The organism is Rummeliibacillus pycnus (assembly GCF_050459865.1).
GTDB classification, from domain to species: Bacteria; Bacillota; Bacilli; order Bacillales_A; family Planococcaceae; genus Rummeliibacillus; species Rummeliibacillus pycnus_B.
Genome location: NZ_JBCMNM010000076.1, coordinates 45468 through 64592 on the forward strand (window position 1 = coordinate 45468; position 19125 = coordinate 64592).

23 protein-coding genes are annotated in these 19125 nt (G+C 31.9%); 17 read left to right on the forward strand and 6 right to left on the reverse strand.

Features of this window, described 5'->3' with window-relative positions:
• Positions 1 to 57 precede the first annotated feature (57 nt).
• From ABE048_RS15185 to ABE048_RS15195, 3 genes are all read left to right on the forward strand, one after another.
• A complete protein-coding gene (locus ABE048_RS15185) occupies positions 58 to 594 on the forward strand; it encodes a hypothetical protein (RefSeq protein ID WP_430312108.1) in 537 nt (178 codons plus the stop codon).
• Between the two features lie 304 nt (positions 595 to 898).
• On the forward strand, positions 899 to 1345 hold the full coding sequence (locus ABE048_RS15190) for a hypothetical protein (protein WP_430312109.1): 447 nt from the start codon (positions 899 to 901) through the stop codon (positions 1343 to 1345).
• A gap of 279 nt (positions 1346 to 1624) precedes the next feature.
• Positions 1625 to 2236, forward strand: coding sequence for a hypothetical protein (locus tag ABE048_RS15195; protein ID WP_430312110.1), 612 nt, complete (start codon positions 1625 to 1627; stop codon positions 2234 to 2236).
• A 369-nt stretch (positions 2237 to 2605) separates the two neighbouring features.
• Here ABE048_RS15195 and ABE048_RS15200 read toward each other — a convergent pair whose 3' ends face one another.
• The gene (locus ABE048_RS15200) at positions 2606 to 3376 is read right to left on the reverse strand and encodes an NRDE family protein (protein WP_430312111.1); all 771 of its coding nucleotides are present in this window, start codon (positions 3374 to 3376) and stop codon (positions 2606 to 2608) included.
• 200 nt (positions 3377 to 3576) lie between these two features.
• On the opposite strand from ABE048_RS15200, the gene ABE048_RS15205 reads away from it, so the two are divergent.
• Positions 3577 to 4011: a DUF1801 domain-containing protein gene (locus ABE048_RS15205; RefSeq protein ID WP_430312112.1), complete on the forward strand. Its 435-nt coding sequence runs from the start codon at positions 3577 to 3579 to the stop codon at positions 4009 to 4011.
• A gap of 109 nt (positions 4012 to 4120) precedes the next feature.
• Positions 4121 to 5578: a D-alanyl-D-alanine carboxypeptidase/D-alanyl-D-alanine endopeptidase gene (dacB, locus tag ABE048_RS15210; protein ID WP_430312113.1), complete on the forward strand. Its 1458-nt coding sequence runs from the start codon at positions 4121 to 4123 to the stop codon at positions 5576 to 5578.
• A gap of 63 nt (positions 5579 to 5641) precedes the next feature.
• Here dacB and ABE048_RS15215 read toward each other — a convergent pair whose 3' ends face one another.
• Entirely contained in the window at positions 5642 to 6124 is a 483-nt protein-coding gene (locus ABE048_RS15215) for a hypothetical protein (protein ID WP_430312114.1), read from the reverse strand.
• 393 nt (positions 6125 to 6517) lie between these two features.
• Between ABE048_RS15215 and ABE048_RS15220 the strand changes: the two genes are divergently transcribed.
• From ABE048_RS15220 to ABE048_RS15230, 3 genes are all read left to right on the forward strand, one after another.
• Positions 6518 to 6709 carry a hypothetical protein gene (locus tag ABE048_RS15220; protein ID WP_430312115.1) on the forward strand — a complete coding sequence of 64 codons (192 nt, stop codon included), beginning with the start codon at positions 6518 to 6520 and terminating at the stop codon, positions 6707 to 6709.
• Between the two features lie 101 nt (positions 6710 to 6810).
• Positions 6811 to 7251, forward strand: a complete 441-nt coding sequence (locus tag ABE048_RS15225) for a BrxA/BrxB family bacilliredoxin (protein WP_430312116.1) — start codon at positions 6811 to 6813, stop codon at positions 7249 to 7251.
• 58 nt (positions 7252 to 7309) lie between these two features.
• Positions 7310 to 8305, forward strand: a complete 996-nt coding sequence (locus tag ABE048_RS15230; protein WP_430312117.1) for an aromatic acid exporter family protein — start codon at positions 7310 to 7312, stop codon at positions 8303 to 8305.
• 669 nt (positions 8306 to 8974) lie between these two features.
• Here the strand turns inward: ABE048_RS15230 and ABE048_RS15235 are convergent.
• The 3 genes from ABE048_RS15235 to ABE048_RS15245 all read right to left on the reverse strand — a co-directional run bounded on the left by ABE048_RS15235 (position 8975) and on the right by ABE048_RS15245 (position 10268).
• Positions 8975 to 9289, reverse strand: coding sequence for an excalibur calcium-binding domain-containing protein (locus ABE048_RS15235; protein WP_430312118.1), 315 nt, complete (start codon positions 9287 to 9289; stop codon positions 8975 to 8977).
• Between the two features lie 307 nt (positions 9290 to 9596).
• Complete coding sequence (locus tag ABE048_RS15240; protein ID WP_430312119.1) at positions 9597 to 9731, reverse strand: tyrosine-type recombinase/integrase; 135 nt, start codon at positions 9729 to 9731, stop codon at positions 9597 to 9599.
• 84 nt (positions 9732 to 9815) lie between these two features.
• Positions 9816 to 10268, reverse strand: coding sequence for a hypothetical protein (locus tag ABE048_RS15245; RefSeq protein WP_430312120.1), 453 nt, complete (start codon positions 10266 to 10268; stop codon positions 9816 to 9818).
• Positions 10269 to 11738: 1470 nt separating this feature from the next.
• Between ABE048_RS15245 and ABE048_RS15250 the strand changes: the two genes are divergently transcribed.
• From ABE048_RS15250 to ABE048_RS15280, 7 genes are all read left to right on the forward strand, one after another.
• Positions 11739 to 12137, forward strand: a complete 399-nt coding sequence (locus ABE048_RS15250) for a hypothetical protein (protein WP_430312121.1) — start codon at positions 11739 to 11741, stop codon at positions 12135 to 12137.
• Positions 12138 to 12151: 14 nt separating this feature from the next.
• Positions 12152 to 12355, forward strand: coding sequence for a helix-turn-helix transcriptional regulator (locus ABE048_RS15255; RefSeq protein WP_430312122.1), 204 nt, complete (start codon positions 12152 to 12154; stop codon positions 12353 to 12355).
• 47 nt (positions 12356 to 12402) lie between these two features.
• A complete protein-coding gene (locus ABE048_RS15260; RefSeq protein WP_430312123.1) occupies positions 12403 to 12609 on the forward strand; it encodes a hypothetical protein in 207 nt (68 codons plus the stop codon).
• 169 nt (positions 12610 to 12778) lie between these two features.
• A complete protein-coding gene (locus tag ABE048_RS15265; protein WP_430312124.1) occupies positions 12779 to 13453 on the forward strand; it encodes a cadmium resistance transporter in 675 nt (224 codons plus the stop codon).
• A 164-nt stretch (positions 13454 to 13617) separates the two neighbouring features.
• Positions 13618 to 14154 carry a GNAT family N-acetyltransferase gene (locus ABE048_RS15270; RefSeq protein WP_430312125.1) on the forward strand — a complete coding sequence of 179 codons (537 nt, stop codon included), beginning with the start codon at positions 13618 to 13620 and terminating at the stop codon, positions 14152 to 14154.
• Positions 14155 to 14327: 173 nt separating this feature from the next.
• Entirely contained in the window at positions 14328 to 14939 is a 612-nt protein-coding gene (locus ABE048_RS15275; protein WP_430312126.1) for a histidine phosphatase family protein, read from the forward strand.
• A 418-nt stretch (positions 14940 to 15357) separates the two neighbouring features.
• Entirely contained in the window at positions 15358 to 15624 is a 267-nt protein-coding gene (locus ABE048_RS15280; RefSeq protein ID WP_430312127.1) for a hypothetical protein, read from the forward strand.
• A 269-nt stretch (positions 15625 to 15893) separates the two neighbouring features.
• Here the strand turns inward: ABE048_RS15280 and ABE048_RS15285 are convergent, their stop codons facing one another.
• Positions 15894 to 16718 (reverse strand): Ku protein, encoded by an 825-nt coding sequence (locus ABE048_RS15285; protein ID WP_430312128.1) that lies wholly within the window; start codon positions 16716 to 16718, stop codon positions 15894 to 15896.
• Positions 16719 to 16832: 114 nt separating this feature from the next.
• Here ABE048_RS15285 and ABE048_RS15290 point away from each other — a divergent pair, with 114 nt between their 5' ends.
• Together ABE048_RS15290 and ABE048_RS15295 are read left to right on the forward strand one after the other, a co-directional pair.
• Positions 16833 to 18677, forward strand: coding sequence for a DNA ligase D (locus tag ABE048_RS15290; protein ID WP_430312129.1), 1845 nt, complete (start codon positions 16833 to 16835; stop codon positions 18675 to 18677).
• A 75-nt stretch (positions 18678 to 18752) separates the two neighbouring features.
• Complete coding sequence (locus tag ABE048_RS15295) at positions 18753 to 18929, forward strand: hypothetical protein (RefSeq protein ID WP_430312130.1); 177 nt, start codon at positions 18753 to 18755, stop codon at positions 18927 to 18929.
• Positions 18930 to 19125 lie beyond the last annotated feature (196 nt).

Genomic DNA, 19125 nt, shown 5'->3' on the forward strand with positions numbered 1-19125 from the left:
ACTAGAGCGTTAAAGGAACAATGATGTGTAATGAGTTGGAATAAAGGAGTGATTTATTTGAGTAGTAATTTAGTTGAAGTGTTAGAAATTAACAATCCGATTATAGATAGAATAAAGCAGACAATTACCTTGACTCATGTTAATGGTGGGATAATAATTAAATGTTTTAAAATAAACGATACTGACCTACTCAATTACCCTAATATGATTGAAGAACACGAAAGGTATTTCAATAAATTCTTTACTTCGGAAGATATTAAGAAAACAGTTCCTGAGTTAAAAATAGAAGAAGAATTACTTTGTGAAACAGATTTTAGAAGAACAAGTTCATTTGTATTAGATGGAGAATTAGGAGAAGTAATTTATAATGGCGGGGCTTATAAATATTTTTACGGAACACCGAAGGAAGCGAAGAAATTAGGGGAACAATTTTGTGAATTTATGTTTGATGATAGATTTCTTGATATAATTCCTTTTCACACAAGTAATCCTTATAGTGCTTGGTTTTATGATGTTGCATGGGATGATACTTGGTTTATATTAGATACAGCATTAAGTCGAATTTGGCTAATTTGTATAACTGATACTGATTAGAAAAGTATTATTCAAGTAATGTGAGCGTAGCAAAATAGTTGAGGAACTATTTTGCAAATTTTGTGTTATTCAATATTCCGCAATCGGGCGCAATTATATAAAAATTGCGCTCATTCTTTATGTATAGGGCCATATAGTTGAACAATTGAACAACACCTCTAAAAAAATCTGGATATTTATGTTAAAATTCAGGTTAGATTGTAAAAAATGTACTTCAACTATCGTGCTGGCTAGTTGAATATACAGTTGAAATTCCTAAATTGTAATGTTGATGGAGAATAAGTAACAGGAGTTGTGTAGCCCTATGGAATGGTTAGAAATTAAAGATAATAAAGATATTGAAAAACTTTTGTACATATTTGGTGGCTTTCATGATAGTTGTTTAAAAGAATTGTATATGTGGACTGAGAGTTATGTTGATGATAATTTATCGATGTCTCCTGTACCTGATACTAATGTACGAATCCTCTTTCAAAGACAGTATAGTAACCCTTCTGCAATCGAATTATTATTTAAGGGGGTAGCTCAATTTCATATTGTTCCTAGTCCAGAAAATTATGATTCAATCATTTATGATGCAACACTGATTTTACACAAAGGTTTATTTTATTGGGCCAATGACTATAATTGGGAACCCGAAAACTCAATGCTTACTGAAACTAGCTGGCTTTCTGCTAAGAGTTTAAAATGGCGTGATGTCAGTTCTTGGATGGGTAAAGAAAATCGATACGGCATAATTAGTGACCTCTAAATTTTCTTCTTAACTAACGAATGCTCTAGTAAACTTTGGAAGTATTTGGCAACTTTTGCGATCTTCATTATTCAACAAACGGGTGCTATCCTTGAAAAAGGATAAGCGCTCCTTTTTCATTTAAGGGCCAGATTGTTGAGGAACGGTTGTAATACAATTAGAAATTAATATTAAAATATCATCGAAATTTTGGTTAATTTAAGAACTAATAGAAGTGTAAAACTATTTTGTGTAAAATTAAACACAAGAGGTAAATTCATAAAAGGAAGGAAATTCATAATGTATCCCACACTTTTATTTCGATCTGTCGGAGGATTCGCAAGTGTTATATCTGGTTTATTCTTAGGAATCGGACATTTGATTAACCTATTAGGGGAGGCAGATGATGGAACTGTTTTTGGTCAAAGCTTAGTTTTATTTGGTCACCTAGGTCTTAGCTTTGCTTTTATAGGATTATTTGAGGCGCAGGGTAAAAAAAATGGGCTGTTGGGTAATCTAGGAATGTTGTTGGGTCTGATTGGTACGACTTGTGTAACGGCAGTTGTATTTGTAGAAATAGCAGGTGTTTCTGGGGTGAATGTAAAACCTATTTTTGATGAAGGTGTTTCAGGCATTATATATACAGTTGGACCATTGTTTTTTGTTTTAGGTATGATTCTAGTTGGAATTTCGGTGATGAAAGAAGGCATACTTCCTCGTATGGGTGGATTATGCTTAATAGTAGGAACGCTTGTTTTTGCTTTGGCTACTTTTATACCAAATGCTGAAGGAATCATCACTGTCATTGGAGGAGCCATTACAGGTATAGGATTTGTATGGCTGGGAGGATATTTACTTTCTGCTAATGGCAAAAGAGAACTAACCAATCAAACAAAAATGAAAGCTTTATAAGCCATAAGAGATAGAAATATATATAACATTAAGTAAGAGTATACTTAGTGAAACAATAAAATATCAACAATGATATTCAACAATCGGGCGCTATTGTGGAAGAAGCGTCTCTTTTCTTGTTCATCTAAAGCACCCGATAGTTTAAGTGTATACCTTCACAAATATTGAGCTTAATTTTTAGTAAGGTAAAGCAGGGGGCTCTATTATCGCAAAAGCTGTTAAAAGCTTAGTATAAATGAAAGAAAAACGTTGAATTCTGAGATAGAGTTCAACGTTTTTCTTTATTCATAAATGTTTACAAATATGAATTAGTTTCATAAATCTGTGTATATTGTAATTTCAGGATCTTACTATTCTTGCAATCTTGAATCATCTATTGATAGCAAACTCAAATCTTTTATCAAATTGAAATTCACCTTCATGGAAAGTTCTCTCTACAAATGTTACATGATTATTCTTGTCAATTAACAAAACGGAAGATGAACGAGTACCGTAATTAGGAATTTTGATAAATATGGGTGATAATAATCTTTCCATTTCTAACCCAACTCCTGTATGAGGTAATTCATCATCATGAGCCATTGAACGGTCTGAAACAAGGTTAAAAAGGTCATTTATATTAACCTCAAGTGGATTAGTTTGAACATATTCATTTAATCTTGTTTTAGCTTTTGCAACTTTTGGCCAAGGAGTATCTAGTGAATGATTACTTAAGCTATGAGTACCTGGCTTTATATCCTTCGATTCGTCTAAAACATTATTGTAGTGATACAAACCATTACTATCACCTAATATGACATTATAACCTCCATAACTTTGTCTTTCTTTTATTAGTCCATTAATAAAGAGGTCTGGTTGAATATCATTTGTTAAAAAATTACGAATGATCTCTCCTCTTGAGTATCGACCTGTCACTGGTAAACTAGGATCACGGAAATTTGTTATAGCTGCAAATTTTCCTTCCTTCGTGATCCCTAACCAAGTTCCCATTTGTCGTAAATCACGTCCGGCTAATATATTTGGTTCATCTTCCCAATAATGTGCTGGTTTTGTTGGTCGTTCATAAAACTCATCACGATTTGCAACAAGAATTAATTTATATTTTGAATGATTATGAAAATGAAAATTAACAATACACATACGTAATACCCCTTTGAGTAAATTTCGAAATTTTTTCCATCTTATCATAATAATGCACCTTGGAAAATGAAATTTCTAAAACCGTTCGAATTCATTGATTGAGTTCGAGCGTTTTTGTTATGTTATAGGAAGTGAAACCTATAATTTCAAATTAATTTCATTAAAACAATCTATTTGAAAAATAAAAAGGGGGATTAATTATGTTTGATGAGTATATGAATTCAATGGATGAAAAATGGAAAGATGCATTTATTCGACTTATGAACGTGGTTGATGAGAATATTCCAGAGGGATTTGAAAAGACAATGCAATATAATATGATTTCTTATGTTGTCCCTTTATCTACTTATCCCAATGGCTATCATGTGACACCAAATACACCATTACCATTTATTAGTTTGGGAGCACAGAAAAAACATATTGCTCTTTATCATATGGGAATATACGGCAATCCAAAATTACTAAAGTGGTTCGAAGACGAATATAGTAAAAGAGTACCGACAAAATTAAATATGGGTAAAAGCTGTATTCGATTTACCAATACAAAAAATATTCCTTACGAATTGATAGGGGAGTTAGTGGAGCAAATGTCTATGGAAAAATGGATTGAATGTTATGAGGCACATAAACAATGATAATTTTTCTTCCAACGTAATTTTGATCTATATCATGGGCAAAATAGTAGTGTTCAATAAGAAATAGCACCTAAAAAGTTAGCGTATTCTACTATCAAGGAGAGATCAAATGCAAAAGAAGATAAGCATTCTTCTAACTTTGTGTATGCTCGTTTTTTGTTTAATAGGTGTACATACATCAGCTGAAGCAAATACCTCTACAATTCAAAAACTTGATCAATCTGTTAAGAAAATTGTACAAGAGAAAATGCCGAGTGCTGAGGTAAGTATAGCAATTCGAGATGAGTACGGAAAAATTATTTATGATTTCAATGGAAATAGGCAACAAAAGCCTGCTTCTAATATGAAGTTATTAACGAGTGCTGCTGCATTAACTGAATTAGGTGAAAATTATCGATTTCGGACAAATATATATACTACTGGACGTGTGAAAGATGGAATATTGCATGGTGATCTATATTTACAAGGTACTGGCGATCCTACATTGACCGTTGAAGATTTGGATCAATTTGCTTCATTTTTTGCAGATCTTGGCATCAAGAAAATAGATGGTCGCATTATTGGTGATGATTTTTGGTTTGATCAAGATTTACTAACACCAGATATAAAAAAAGATGATGAGTCCTATTATTATGCCGCGCCTATTACAGCATTAACCCTTTCTCCTGATAGTGATTACGATACTGGTACTGTCATTATTGAAGCACTAGGCGAGACTATTGGAGAGAAACCCAAATTGAAGATTACGCCTGAATTGGGCGAATTAGTCATTGAAAATCATGCAAAAACAGTTGCTGCAAATCAATATACTATGTTAAAAATTGAACGTGAATATAGGAAAAATAAAGTGGTGGTTAGCGGAAATTTACCTATCAATAAGAGTTGGAAAGAATGGATCACTGTTCCCAATCCTACAATGCATACACTATTGTTATTTAAACATGCACTTGAAAAACATAACATTCAATATTCTCAGGATAAATTTTATCATGGTAAAACACCAACCAACGCAACACTAATTGTACAAAAACAATCCATTCCACTCGCTCAATTAATGGTACCTTATATGAAATTAAGCAATAACGGTATCGCAGATATTTTAGTAAAGACAATGGGGAAAGTAAGGATGGATCAGGGGAGTACAAAAGCAGGGTTAAGGGTTTTGAAACAATATGCGACATCCAGACAGCTAAACATTGATGATTGGTTTTTTGTAGATGGCTCAGGTATGTCGCATAATAATAGCGTTTCAAGTATCGATTTAACACAGCTATTATTCATTGTTCAAGGAGAAAAACAGTGGTACGGAACTTTTTTCAATAGTTTACCGGTTGCTGCAAACTCAGACAGAATGATTGGTGGCTCGCTTCGAAATCGATTGAAAACGCCATTTACTGAAGGTAGAATCTTTGCGAAAACAGGCGCAATTGAGGGTGTTAATACGTTAAGTGGTTATTTAATTGGAAACAGTGGAATGTCATATTCATTTAGTATTTTAGTGCAAAATCAAAAAGGTACGATTCCTGCTATTGATGAAATTGTAGAAGTAGTTGCGGAGGAATTGTAGTTTTCTTAAAACAAGGATATTCTTTTCATTTCATCCCCTGAAACTGGGGATGAAATGAAAAATTTACTTTTGCTTTTGTTCATTTTCTGTAAGCATTTGTATTTTCTTTAACAAATCTTTATGCTTTTCTATTGATATTCGAGGCTTTTGAACCGAGTGAACATCTTTATGGGTGAAGAATATTGTACCATCCTCTAGAATGTCAAAAGCATAGGCTACATTTTCTCCAGATTTAATGCCTTGATCTTCTTCAAAGTTAAACATATAGGTTGTGTGTTTCTTCATTTCATCCATCATGTATTTACTTGTTGTTTCTTCTACCTTAATTCCATCTACCATCGCTAATATTTGTTCTATCTTTTTCTTGTCTTTAACTATAATATTGTCTTCAGTAGCTTTACTATTACCTTCGACTTTTTGAATGATTAATAATTCAGAAGAATCTACGTTTTCTAATTTAGTTACTTCTTTTTTCTTTTCAGAACAAGCACTTAAAAGAATTAATAAAAAAGCTAAACTGATCAATAATTTTTTTATGCTAATCATCCTCTCATTTAAGTTTAAATTAAGTTTTTCCAGGAAAATATTACAATGAAAATTCACTGAATGAAGCCGTTAATAATAAAGAAATGTAAAAATTATACTAAATACAATGAATTTCAAGTTCTGCTGTCGAATATAAATTCATAAGATTCTATTATTTCCTGAGGTCACTTAGAAAGTAATAGTAAATGAATTTTTTAATAAAATCCTGTTTAGCTAGCTTAATTGAAGTGGAATTAGCGGAGACTCCTGTGGGAAAACGAGCTCGACGAGACCCCGGAGCGCAGCGAGGAGGCTTGTCAGTTCGCCCACGGAAAGCGGAGCTAATTCCACTTCATACAATAGTAGATATACACTATTAATATTTGTATTAAATTAATTTATGGAGGTAATTCTTTGAATCAAAGAATGCTATATTTTGTCATTGTTCTTATGCAAATCGTAGTTTTAACAAATGTAACATTATTTGACAGTAAATGGAATGGTTTTATGATGTTTATTTGTACAGGTCTTTTTATTCTTGGTACCTTTTTTTATTTAAAAGGAACTGGAAAGTTAGATCAACACAATAATCGCGATTCACATTAATGATATATTCCGATTAATTGGATGTGTTTTAAAACAACTATTTTGAAAACCTTCGAAACACCTGTTATAGTATTAATTGAAGCTGAAAGGAGCGATTTACTATGAATATGGATTATGATTTATTTATGCAAGATATGCTACGTCAAGCACGTGGTGAAATGACTGCGAATGGCTATGAAGAATTAAAAACAGCAGAAGAAGTTGACGAAGCAATCAAACGTAAAGGTGTTACTTTTGTTATGGTTAACTCTGTATGTGGTTGTGCAGGTGGTATTGCACGTCCAGCAGCTGCTCATGCGATAAACTACGACAAACGTCCAGATCATTTAGTAACTGTATTTGCTGGTCAAGATAAAGAAGCTACTGCGCAAGCACGTATGTACTTTGGTGAAGATCACATTCCTTCATCACCATCATTCGTATTATTAAAAGATGGCCAACCTGTTGCAGAAATTGGTCGTCATGAAATTGAAGGACATGATCCAATGTCTGTTATTACTTCAATTCAAGCTTACTTCGAAGAATATTGCGAAGAAGTTTAATCATTTATCTAGAAGAGCGCTATTTTACTATAGTGCTCTTTTTTTAGGGGTGATAATAGTGAAGAGGTATCATATTGGCTCTCGAATTTTAAAAACTGCGCTAGGTGCAGCGATATCTATTGGAATTGCTCAATACTTTCAATTGGAGTTCTTTTCATCTGCAGGGATCTTAACGATACTTTGCGTACAATCTACGAAACGAAAATCTGTTCATGCAGTATATACAAGGGTTATGGCAACTTTAATCGGTATAATCATGTCTGTTTCCTTCTTTGAATTATTTGGGTATCATTCATGGGTATTAGGGTTAATGATCTTATTCTTCTTACCGATTCTCGTTATGATTAAAGTGACACCTGGTTTCGTATCTTCTGTCGTTATTATTTTACATATATTTTCTACTGCAAATTTCACCTGGAGTTTAGTATCTAACGAATTATCTTTAATGCTAATTGGTTTTGGTACAGCTTTAGCAGTGAATATGTATATGCCGGATATACGACATAAATTAGATGAATATCGTTTGAAAATAGAGGGACAATATAGTTCAATTTTTAAAGAAATTGCTAAATATTTGCGTAATGGGGATACGAGCTGGGATGGGAAAGAACTTGTTGAAGCGAATAGTGTGATTAATAAGGCAAAGGCACTTGCTTATCAAGATGTAGAAAATCACCTTACGCGTCATGAAAATCTGTACTATCAATATTTTGATATACGAGAACGACAATTAGACATTATCGAAAGGGTTTTACCGAAAATCACAAACCTACCCGTAATTGTTGAACAAGCTGAACTTGTAGCAGATTTTATGGAGGAATTATCGGAAAACGTTCATTCAGGGAATACTGCAAAAAAATACCGCAGTAAATTAGAAGACGTAAAGATTGACTTTGCGAAATTACCACTACCATCAACACATGAGAAATTTTTAGCAATGGCATCACTTTATCAATTCATTGAAGAAATGGATCGATATCTTGCGATTAAGCAGGATTTTAAGGGGATAACCCCGTCATATAGACGTTTGGCTAAAAAATCAAAGAGTGAATAATAGGCTGGTACCCCCAAATTGAATTGAAAATTAAAATGTATCACATTTGAAGTGTATTTTTGAATACTTTAAGTGGTACATTTTTATTTTCTTCTGAAGAATGAGCATATACTTTTAATACCATTTCAGTTGAGTCCCCCAAACAATCTGTAAATATCACTATATCAATTCCATTTGCAACCAGTATAGAAGCGTAAGTGTAACGTATTACGTACTATGAGCGGATTGTATAATATTGCAAACAATTGAATATGTTGAGAAGGTAAAATATAATAATCATTTTTGAATTAAATGGCTAATCTAAAACAAGTTATATCTAAATGTAGTAAATAAGAATATAACATTAATAATCTGCTTGTTATTTATTCTTTTTTCTCCATTCATTTTGCAACATGTCAAATAAATTATTATCTAAAATAGGTGACAATCTTTAAGCATCATTATAGCATTGCATAAGCTAACATTAAGGTAAGGGATAAGCTAAATAACAAAATACTTTTCATGTTTTAATTCTTATTCTTTACCTTTCCTCCTTTTTTATCATAAAAGATTGCCCTCTCATCCACAGTGATGATAGGGCTTTTTTTATTTAATTAGGTGTTTGAGGGGGTGGCGTGACAAGAAATAAAAAGAGATACATCGCTAAAAGATGCATCTCGTAAATAATAATTATTTTTCACATGCAATATTATCTTTATCTCTGTCTAAATCAGAATTGTATTTAACAGCTTTTTTGTAGATTTCTTTGGAAACTGTTGCACGGGAAGTTTTATATACATTACTGCCATTACGTTTGTGAACAGTATCTTTAGTTTTGGATGATACTCTTACGCCATGAGGATATTTAGAGTTAAATGCTTTACAACTTGAATAGATGCTTGCTGCATGTGCATTTTCATCATTGTTATTTGAAGCTAATGAAGCACCAAAAAATGTAGTAAAGGTTAATGCAATAGCTATGCCATATTTCACTAGTTTATTCAAAATCATTCCTCCTAAATATTTTATATCTTAATAATATACTGTTTTATAAAGTATATATATTATAAATACCATTTTAATGGTATTTATGTGATTTTATTCGAAAATATTTTAGGATGATTTAAGATAACTAATGAATATAACCAATTTGCATTAGGGAATATAACATGAGTATATTTTCAATTTCCACAACACAAAATCAAAACTAAATAAGATAGTCCACAAAAATGAAAATGTATCACACGGAAAGTAATCTAGCATACTTCCTGTGATACATATTTATTTTCTTAGGTAGCGTATGTATAAACCTTTAAAACCCTTTCAAAAGAGACCCCAAAAGATTAGCTACTGTTACTACATCAACTCCATTTGAGATTAATATAGAAGCATAGGTATGTCGCAAAGTATGAGGATGAATATCAAATCCTAATATGTACTTATCCATGATAAAGGATTATTTATAAAAATAATCCTTTTAAATCATTTGAATTACTGCCGTATTAGTAAATTACCTTATATTAAAATAGTTTTAAATTCCTGAATGATAAATATAAAACTTGTTAGTTAATAATTTTTTCGAACAATCAATTGCTTTTTCGAGATTATCCATTATTTCTTTTTTATTAAACTCATCGAAACCGTCTTCAGAAGTGAATTCATCTGGTTTATCTTGTAAAAATTCTCTCCATGATTTAAATGTTTTTATTAACTTTTCAGCAGATTCCTCGATAAAAAGACTATTACCAGCTCTACTATATCCATCCATTTTTCGGCAATTCATATTTGGATTTAAACAAGGTACATCATTTAACTCATTCTCACCTAAACTATCAATTATATAATCCATAAAATCATCATCAATAATAAAACTTTCAATTACATATTGATTATCACCAGCCTTATCATCTTCACTTGGGTAAAAACCATCTAGTAATTTCTTATCTATAGTATTTGGAATCAAGAAAAATTTATGGGGTATCAAATAATCACTCCTAGATAAAATAGTTAAATTATAGAATTAATGATAACATATTCATCTCAAAAAACTTATATCCTTACCTTTAAAATTATTATCTTTTTAAAACTTCTGAGTATACTTAATCTCACTATGCGTAGGGATCCCTTTATGCCAACTAATCTCTTGATTACCGTATGCTGGTGACAGTGGGTCCAATGGCTGAATTTTACCGTCGCATTTCTTCGGTAGCGTATGCATAAACCTTTAAAACCCTTTCAAAAGAGTCCCCAAAACGATCAGCTACTGTTACTACATCAACTCCACTTGAGATTTATATAGTAGTATAGGTATGTCGTAAAGTATGAGGATGAACATCAAATCCTAATATTTTACCCGCTGAATTTAAATTAGTTCTTGTCGAAGAAGTACCGAGGGCGTTAATTGGTAGTTCAGGCTCGCAAGATTGAAGAGAAAACAAATAGATAACCACCAAATAGTGAACATCCCGTAGAAAATACAAATTGAAATTATCGAAGAGTTACTGCTATACAAACAAAGCCCCTAGGTCTTACTTAGATAAACCAAAAAAGTATGTTAATCATCATTAAAACAAATAATAAACTACCGGAAGATATTAATGATAAATAAAAAAGGATGAAGAGTAATGATTAATATACTTATTGAAAATTGGTATGTATGGACTATATTGCTTGTGATTTTTATTATTTTAGGGATTTTTTATTACAAAGATAATGCATAGAAAGCGATTTTTTGTTCCTAATCTTAGTAAAAGGAGGCTACCAAATGAATGTTAGAAGTAACGGTATACCAATAGATGACGGAACATTCAGAAAAATAAAGTCGTCGAAAGTGAATGTTCAAGAGAATCGCAATAACAAACATCTGCAAACACTAAAGTGCTAATAGAAACTCAATCAATGGGATCTTTACCAGGATTATTAGTTATTCCAAAAGTAAGCCCTATGGGAGTTACAATAACTTTTAGAAATCTTAAAAGCACGTTCAATCTTTGCACTAAAAACAGATATTCCAGCTGGTGCCAGTACATATATCTATGATATTTAACACGCTCCGGTGCAGCTATTTTAGGGGTGGATATAGCCGGCCATAGCCTTATTATATAACTTAAAGGTCCTTCAATTAATACTAGTCCCCCAAAAAGTCCCCAAAACTGACCAAAAATGAAAATGTATCACATGGAAGGAGCTAGAATACTTCATGTGATACATTTTTATTTTCTTCGGTAACGTATGTATTTTCTTTTAAACAAGGCCATTCTTCTTCAACTAGAAGGTTAATTGAATACAGTTAAACTAGAATGATTTAAATAATGAAATATCCAGTTACTTTAAATGAAAATAAAAAAATCACTTGATTTTTGTTTTAAAATACTTTAAAGTGAAGTTAACTTCACGTGAAGTTTTCTTCACGTGAAATAAACTTCATAGAGTATTTTGGTTAGGAGAGGGATTTTTGAAAAATCTATTCATACAGCGGTTTTTAGTAACAACCTTGCTAATAATATTGGGAAGCATTCAAATAATTCTTGATACATCAGTAGGAATTAATTACGGTTATCTCATGTTATTATCAGGTGGCATACTTTTGTTGTATTCAACGTTTTCTTACATTAAATCACGAAAGAACAAATCACTTGAAAAGGAATTATCGAAGGAGTATGACGAAAGAGATGCTTTAATTGATGGAAAAGTTGCCTACTTTTCTTTGCAAATTATGGTATTTGAAATTTTAATTATTTTGTTTCTATTAAATTTTGTGGTAATTCCAGCAAATACTTCTTTATTTATTATTTTAATATCTTTAATAATATGTGAAATCTTATCGAGAAAATATTATAATCATATTCTTTAATTGGGTGTGGATTAATGAAAAATAGAGTAAAAGAATTGCGAATAGAACATGGAATAACACAACAAGAATTAGCAGAGAGAGTAAGTGTATCTTCAAGAACAATCATCTCATTAGAAAAACAAAAATATAATCCATCTGTCCAACTTGCGTATAAAATAGCTTCAGTTTTTAATTTATCAATTGAAGAAACTTTTATTTTTGATGAGGAAGATAAATAATACATTTCAAAAGATGGACTTATTAAACAAACAACGGAGGAATTAAAATGCTTTATATATTATTTATTTTTGGGATAGTTTTAACAGTTTGGGGGCTTTATCGTATGAGAACAGACGACGGCCTATTTGGGAAAAATCAAAAAAGAAAAAACATCTTCAATTTATTGCTTATGGGTGAAGCTTCAGGATTAGGGCAATTTTTGGGCGGAATTCTGTGTATTATAATAGGGGTTATTGCACTTATTCTGAAGTAGTAATAAATAAAAATTAAGTAAAGACAAAGTCAGCATGCTCAGCTGACTTTTTTACTTTGTTTTAGGGACAAATAGTACACTAGGGAAAATCTTTTCTTTTTCAACTAACAGACAGGTTAGCTAATTTAGAAGTGTGGTAAAATAAATCAAAAATAGGAATGGAGATTTGATGAGTTTAATTCTTACTTCAATTGTTTTGTTTGCAGCAACAAATATCGATGATATCTTCCTCTTATTGACTTGGTTTTCTCAACGTGATTCTAAGTTAAAAAGTACACACATTATCTTTGGTCAGTATTTAGGTTTTATTGCACTTGTAATATTAAGTTTGATTGGAGCTTTAGGGGCTTTAATTATTCCTCAAGAATGGATTGGATTAATGGGAGTGGTTCCTATATATCTGGGGTTTAAAGGCCTGGTAGACCAGTTTAGAGAACGAGCAGAAGAACAGCAAGCTGAAAGAGAAGGAGAAGCATATATAGTCCAAGAAGCATCAATAGAAGAAACAAATGAAAATCCAAGTCGGATACAGAAGTTTTTTCATCCGAGCATTTATAAAGTCGCTACAGTTACGTTTGCCAATGGAGGCGACAATATAGGTGTATATATACCGTTCTTTGCTACATATAAAGGGTGGCAAATAGGGATCGTTGTCCTCATCTTCTTATTTCTTGTAGCTACATGGTGCTATATTGCAAATAAATTAATCTCCTTCCCATTAGTTGCAAAAACCTTAGAGCGTTATGGACATATCATCGTTCCATTTGTACTAATTGGACTAGGCGTCTTAATTTTAAATGAAAATGGCACGTTTTCTTATTTAATTGACAAATTATTGAAATAGAAAAAAGTCAGCTGTAGATCAGTTGGCTTTTTATTGCGTATAAGGAACAAATTGTTCACTATAAAAGCTTTTTTTAATTAATCAAGCAGGGAAATTTTGAAAAAAACCGAACTAGTTCTTAAAGCTATGAAGAAATAGCATTTATTGATTAGGGAGGTCATAAAGTGAAATTAGAGAGTGAAAGGCTTTATTTAAGGCCAATCTGTATTGAGGATGCACGAGATATTTTAAACGCTACAAAAGATGAAGAAATTCGTTATATGACAGGAACAAAGACTAAATTTACATTAGAACAAATAAGAGCTCATATTGAAAGGATTAATGAAGACACAACTCGATACGATTTTGCAATTTGTTTAAAATCCACAGATAAAATGATAGGTGAACTATCGATATTAGACATTATTGAAGAAGACCGAAAAGCTGGGTTTAGAATTTCTATGAACTCAATTGCATTAACAGGAAATGGATATGGTACTGAAGCAATAAAAAGAATTATTCATTTTGTTTTTAAAGAATTAGGATTAAATCGTTTACAGTTAGAAGTATTTAGTCATAATCCACGTGGAATTAGGGTCTATGAGAAAGTTGGATTCAAAAAAGAAGGCGTTTTACGGCAAGCGCTTTATTATAATGGTACATATTCAGATGAAATAATAATGGGGATGCTTAAAAGTGATTTTGAAATAATTCCAAGTTAAAATCATATTATTGATAACGTGGCTCTAAGGTTAATAATAATGTAAAGTCAGCTGTAAATCAGTTGGCTTTTTATTTCGCAATCGGACCATGAATTGAAAAATAGTCCTCAAAATAAAATTAATATTCCGAATTCACTCATAATAACTTATCATGGTGAAAAGGGGGGATAACTTTGAGTCAGATACTATACCTTCTTCGTCATGGAGAAACAGTTTTTAATACACAAGGTCGGTATCAAGGTGAATTAGATTCTCCATTAAATGACAATGGGATAGCTCAAGTTAAGCAAAATGCAAAAATGTTAAAAAGTATTATTGGAAATCCAAATGATTGGAGAATTATTTCAAGTCCACTGGGGAGAGCTTTGCAAAGTACTGAAATTATCTGTGAAACAATCGGTTATGATTTTAGCAAAGTAGAGAAGGATAATCGCTTAAGTGAAGTTGCTGTAGGATCATGGGCTGGATTAACAACTAAGGAAATTGAAATATCTTGGCCAAACCTTGTTAATAATACAGATTTATATAGTTGGTATTTTAATTCCCCAGATGGAGAAAGTTATGAAACTGTTGTGTACCGTTTAACTGATTGGCTTGAAAATATAAAAAATGAACCTAAAGTGATTGCGATTTCACATGGATTAACCGGAAGGATATTGCGCGGAATCTACTCCGGAATGGAAAAAGATGATTCTCTAAAATTAGAAGTATCTCAGGAAGTTTTCTTTAAATTATCGAATAAAGAAGTCCAAAAAATAAGTTTAGAATTCGACGACTTTTATTAAAGACAAATGTTTTGGTTTTTTATTTCGCATTAGGAACATGATGTGCAACTAACGTAATCAATAGACGAACAGAAAAAAGGTGAACCATGTAATCACTTAGAATCATCGACTTGATGAAAAATCACAGCATGAATCCATACAAATCAATCGTTAACATCCCGATATCGTTTAAGTTGAATTAAAAATTAATCGTTACATTGGAGCAAATGAATTAATTTGTGAAGGGATCGTCTTTCATTGAAATCAGCTGCACAAAGATTATCTAGCCTTGTCTTTAGGATAGGTTCGCTTGAAAAGAACAAAAGTTTATTTTTTTTGCTTACAATAATGAATGAATATAGGATATACTTTTATAGTCCTATGATTTACGGATAATGTAGGAGCTTAACAAAACAGAAAGTTTTATCGGAGGATTATTATGAATTACAAAATCATTAACAAACAAGTATTTGAACAGGCACAGGTACGTTCTGTATCGGACGTTCCATTTACTGAAGAAGAACTTCAAAATGGTATGCTGTTAGCTGTTTCTAAGGTAGATGAGACACTTACACTAAATTTAGTGGATATAGACGGTCAAAAGAAATTTGATGTGCGTTGGGATGATTCATCCGAGATTTTTAGCGGCTGGTATTCTGCTTGGGATAATTTCACTTGGTGCCTAGATGTAGTGAATCAAAAATAATAATGTTACTACGGTCTAATGATTATAATAAATGAATAGATAGTGTGACGGTGAAGAAAAGCGAATCGTAACCATTAACGGAGTTTTTTGAATAACACGCTAATGCAACTAAACGGGTAGCTTTATCTTACTTAGAAAAACAAAAAGTCCCCCAGAAAAAAGTCTATTCCTTTTTTGTTAAGTATCATGAACATGATACGACTTAGATCATTAGATATGTACTGAAAAGCCCCTCAACAATTTATAGTTGAGGGGCTGATTTTTTATTTTTAAGAAGTTTTCTCTTTTAAATCCCTTGTTCTCTTTCTAGTTGTTTTCTTCTTGGTTTTATCTAATGATGCTTGTAGTGCACTCATTAAGTCTGTCACATTATCTGGAATTTCTCTTTCCACATTATTTGCAGTAACAGTATTCTCTGATTTCTTCTCTTCAATTAAATCCATGAGAGATGTTCTATAATCATCTGTATATTTTTCTGGATCAAAAGCGGTTGTTAATTGCTCAACTAGCATTAAAGCAGTATCAAGTTCCTTTTGAACAACTATTTGTTCTGCAGGGATATTTGGAACATCACTTATACTTCGAACTTCGTCAGGATAATGAATTGTCTCCATTACTAATGTATCTTTATATACACGAACGACGGCAAGTTGCTCTTTAGAACGAATAATAATTTTGGCAACACCAATTTTCCCTGATTCTTCAAGTGTTTTTCGTAATAATGTATAAGCCTTACTGCCAGTAGTATCAGGGGACATATAATAACTTTTCTCAAAATAGATTGGATCGATTTCTTCTAATTTTACAAAATCTATAATTTCAACTGCTTTATCTTCGTTTTCTTTCCTTAAATTCTCAAGATCTTCTGCATCCAAAACAACAAACTTATTTTTAGCATACTCATATGCTTTAACAATATCCTCATCCACAACTTCCTTGTTGCAATTCTCACATACCTTCTTATAACTAATCGGTGTATTACATTCTTTATGAAGTTGTCTAAGTTTTATATCTTTATTTTCAGTGGCAGCGTGAAGCTTAATAGGAATATTTACTAATCCGAAGCTAATACTCCCTTTCCAAACTGTATGCATTTTTTTCACTCGCCTTCTTTTTGTACTTATTATTGAAGACATTGATTGTTTTTATGTATTAGAATTTCAAATTCATCAAAAGCTAGTTTAAAAAGTGTGAAGGTTGGATCTATATTGAAACCAATGTTATTGACACAAGCAGATGAAATACCAAAAGGAGAAGATTGGCTATACGAAACGAAATATGATGGATTTCGCTGTATGATAGAGTGGGTTGAAAAACCTGTTTTAGTAAGTAGAAATGGAAAAGTGCTGAATCCGCAATTCCCTGAAATTATTGATTTTTTAGTTGAGATAAAAGATAGAATAAGCCCTTTTTTACCATTACAACTAGATGGTGAATTAGTCTTTTTAACAAATAATTTTCAAAGTAACTTTTCTGTTGTTCAAACTCGTTCAAGGATGAGCAGTAAGAATTCAATCAACAAACATGCAATGGAGTTTCCATGTCATGTGGTTGTATTTGATCTATTGCAATTTAAAGGGGAAAGTCAAACAAACTACAAACTAACCGAACGTAAAGATAAGTTACAAAGGTTATTCAAAGCGGCAATGCTACCAACTTCAATAAATAATGAAAATATAAATCGAATACAAATAATCGATGTGTTCAATGATAATGATGAATTATGGAATAAATTAGTGATTAACAATGGTGAAGGAGCAATAGCCAAAAGAAAGAATAGCGAATGGGTGAGCGATACAAGAACTACGAGCTGGGTAAAAATTAAGAATTGGAGATATGTGAGTGTTATTTTAACCAAATATGATAAAAATAATGGCTATTTTAATGGAGCAGTTTATCAAGACCATATTCTGAAGGATGTTGTTTCTTTTCGGCATGGTTTTAAAGAAGAAGAGTACAAAACGCTGGTAAAATTATTCGAAACAAATGGTACAAAACTAAAGGGAGAGGTTTGGGAATTACAGCCTTCTATTTGTGTAGAAATCGCCTGTATCGATTTCCTCGGAGGGATGTTGCGAGAGCCTAGATTTCATGCATTTAAGCTAAATAATAAACCTGTAGAATGCAATTGGCGACAAATGTTACGTCAACTTCTCCCAATACCTGATTCTGTGCAAATTACGCATCCTGTTAAACCCGTTTTTCCTTCACTCGATATACAAAAAGATGATTATTTATATTATTTACAAAAAATATCACCATTCATGTTACCTTTCCTCCGAAACCGGCCATTAACACTTATTCGTTATCCTCATGGAGTACCTGGAGAAAGTTTTTACCAAAAAAGCAGTCCTGAACATACACCTGATTTTGTTACCACTACAAAGATTGAAGATACGCAATTTATCGTTTGCAATAATATTGAAACACTAATTTGGCTAGGAAACCAATTAGCAATTGAGTTTCATATACCCTTTCAACCGATTCAAACAGATAAACCGACCGAAATTGTGTTTGATTTGGATCCACCTTCAGTTGAAGAGTTTTCTTTAGCAGTTGAAGCTGCACTACAAATGAAAGCAATATTTGACCAGTTTGAGTTAAAATCATTTATCAAAACATCAGGTGGGAAGGGGATGCAAATATATATCCCATTACCAATGGACGCATTTTCATATGAACAAACTGGATTATTTACAAAATTCGTATGCGATTTTTTAATCGAGCAAAATCCAAAATGGTTTACTATAGAGCGATTAAAAAAGAATCGTCACAACAAATTATATTTAGATTACGTCCAACATCGTGAGGGGAAAACAATCATCGCCCCATATTCACCTAGAGGGAATGAGAAAGGATTAGTCGCAACACCTTTACGGTGGGAGGAAGTAAATAACACTTTAAAACCAGATCAATTTACGATCCCAGCTGTTGAAGAACGAATAAAAAAACAAGGTAATCCTTTTCTTAGTTTTAATGATGTTCAAACTGTTAATAGTAAATCCTTTACAAATGTACTTAATCAGTTAATTGAATTAAAAAAGAATGAATAATGTGAGTCCGTATAAAAGTGAAAAAAGAAAAGCAAACTATTACTGTAATTTAAAAATGTATAAGGAGGAAATTAAATGTCAGATAAACTTATTCCAAAATCACATGGCAGTTTTGGTCACGTGGAAATGGGGGAGGAATTTACAACTCCGGAAGAAACAAAGGTGAAAGTAAGTGGGAAAAATAATATAGCATCAAAATTTAAGAGAAAGAAAAAGAAAGCAAATCAAGTGGCACGACAAAATTTGGAATAGGTAAAGAATTGGCGGTAAAAAAGAGTATTTATTCATACCTCTTTTATTACCGCCTTTTTGTGAGTCAATTTTAAAGAAAATAATGTAACTGATCGAATCATTTTCATAATGCAAAATCCAAATAAAATATACGAACATTTAAGAATATCTTACTTTGATCAAAGTGGAGCGGAAGATGGCGACTCCTGCGGGAAAG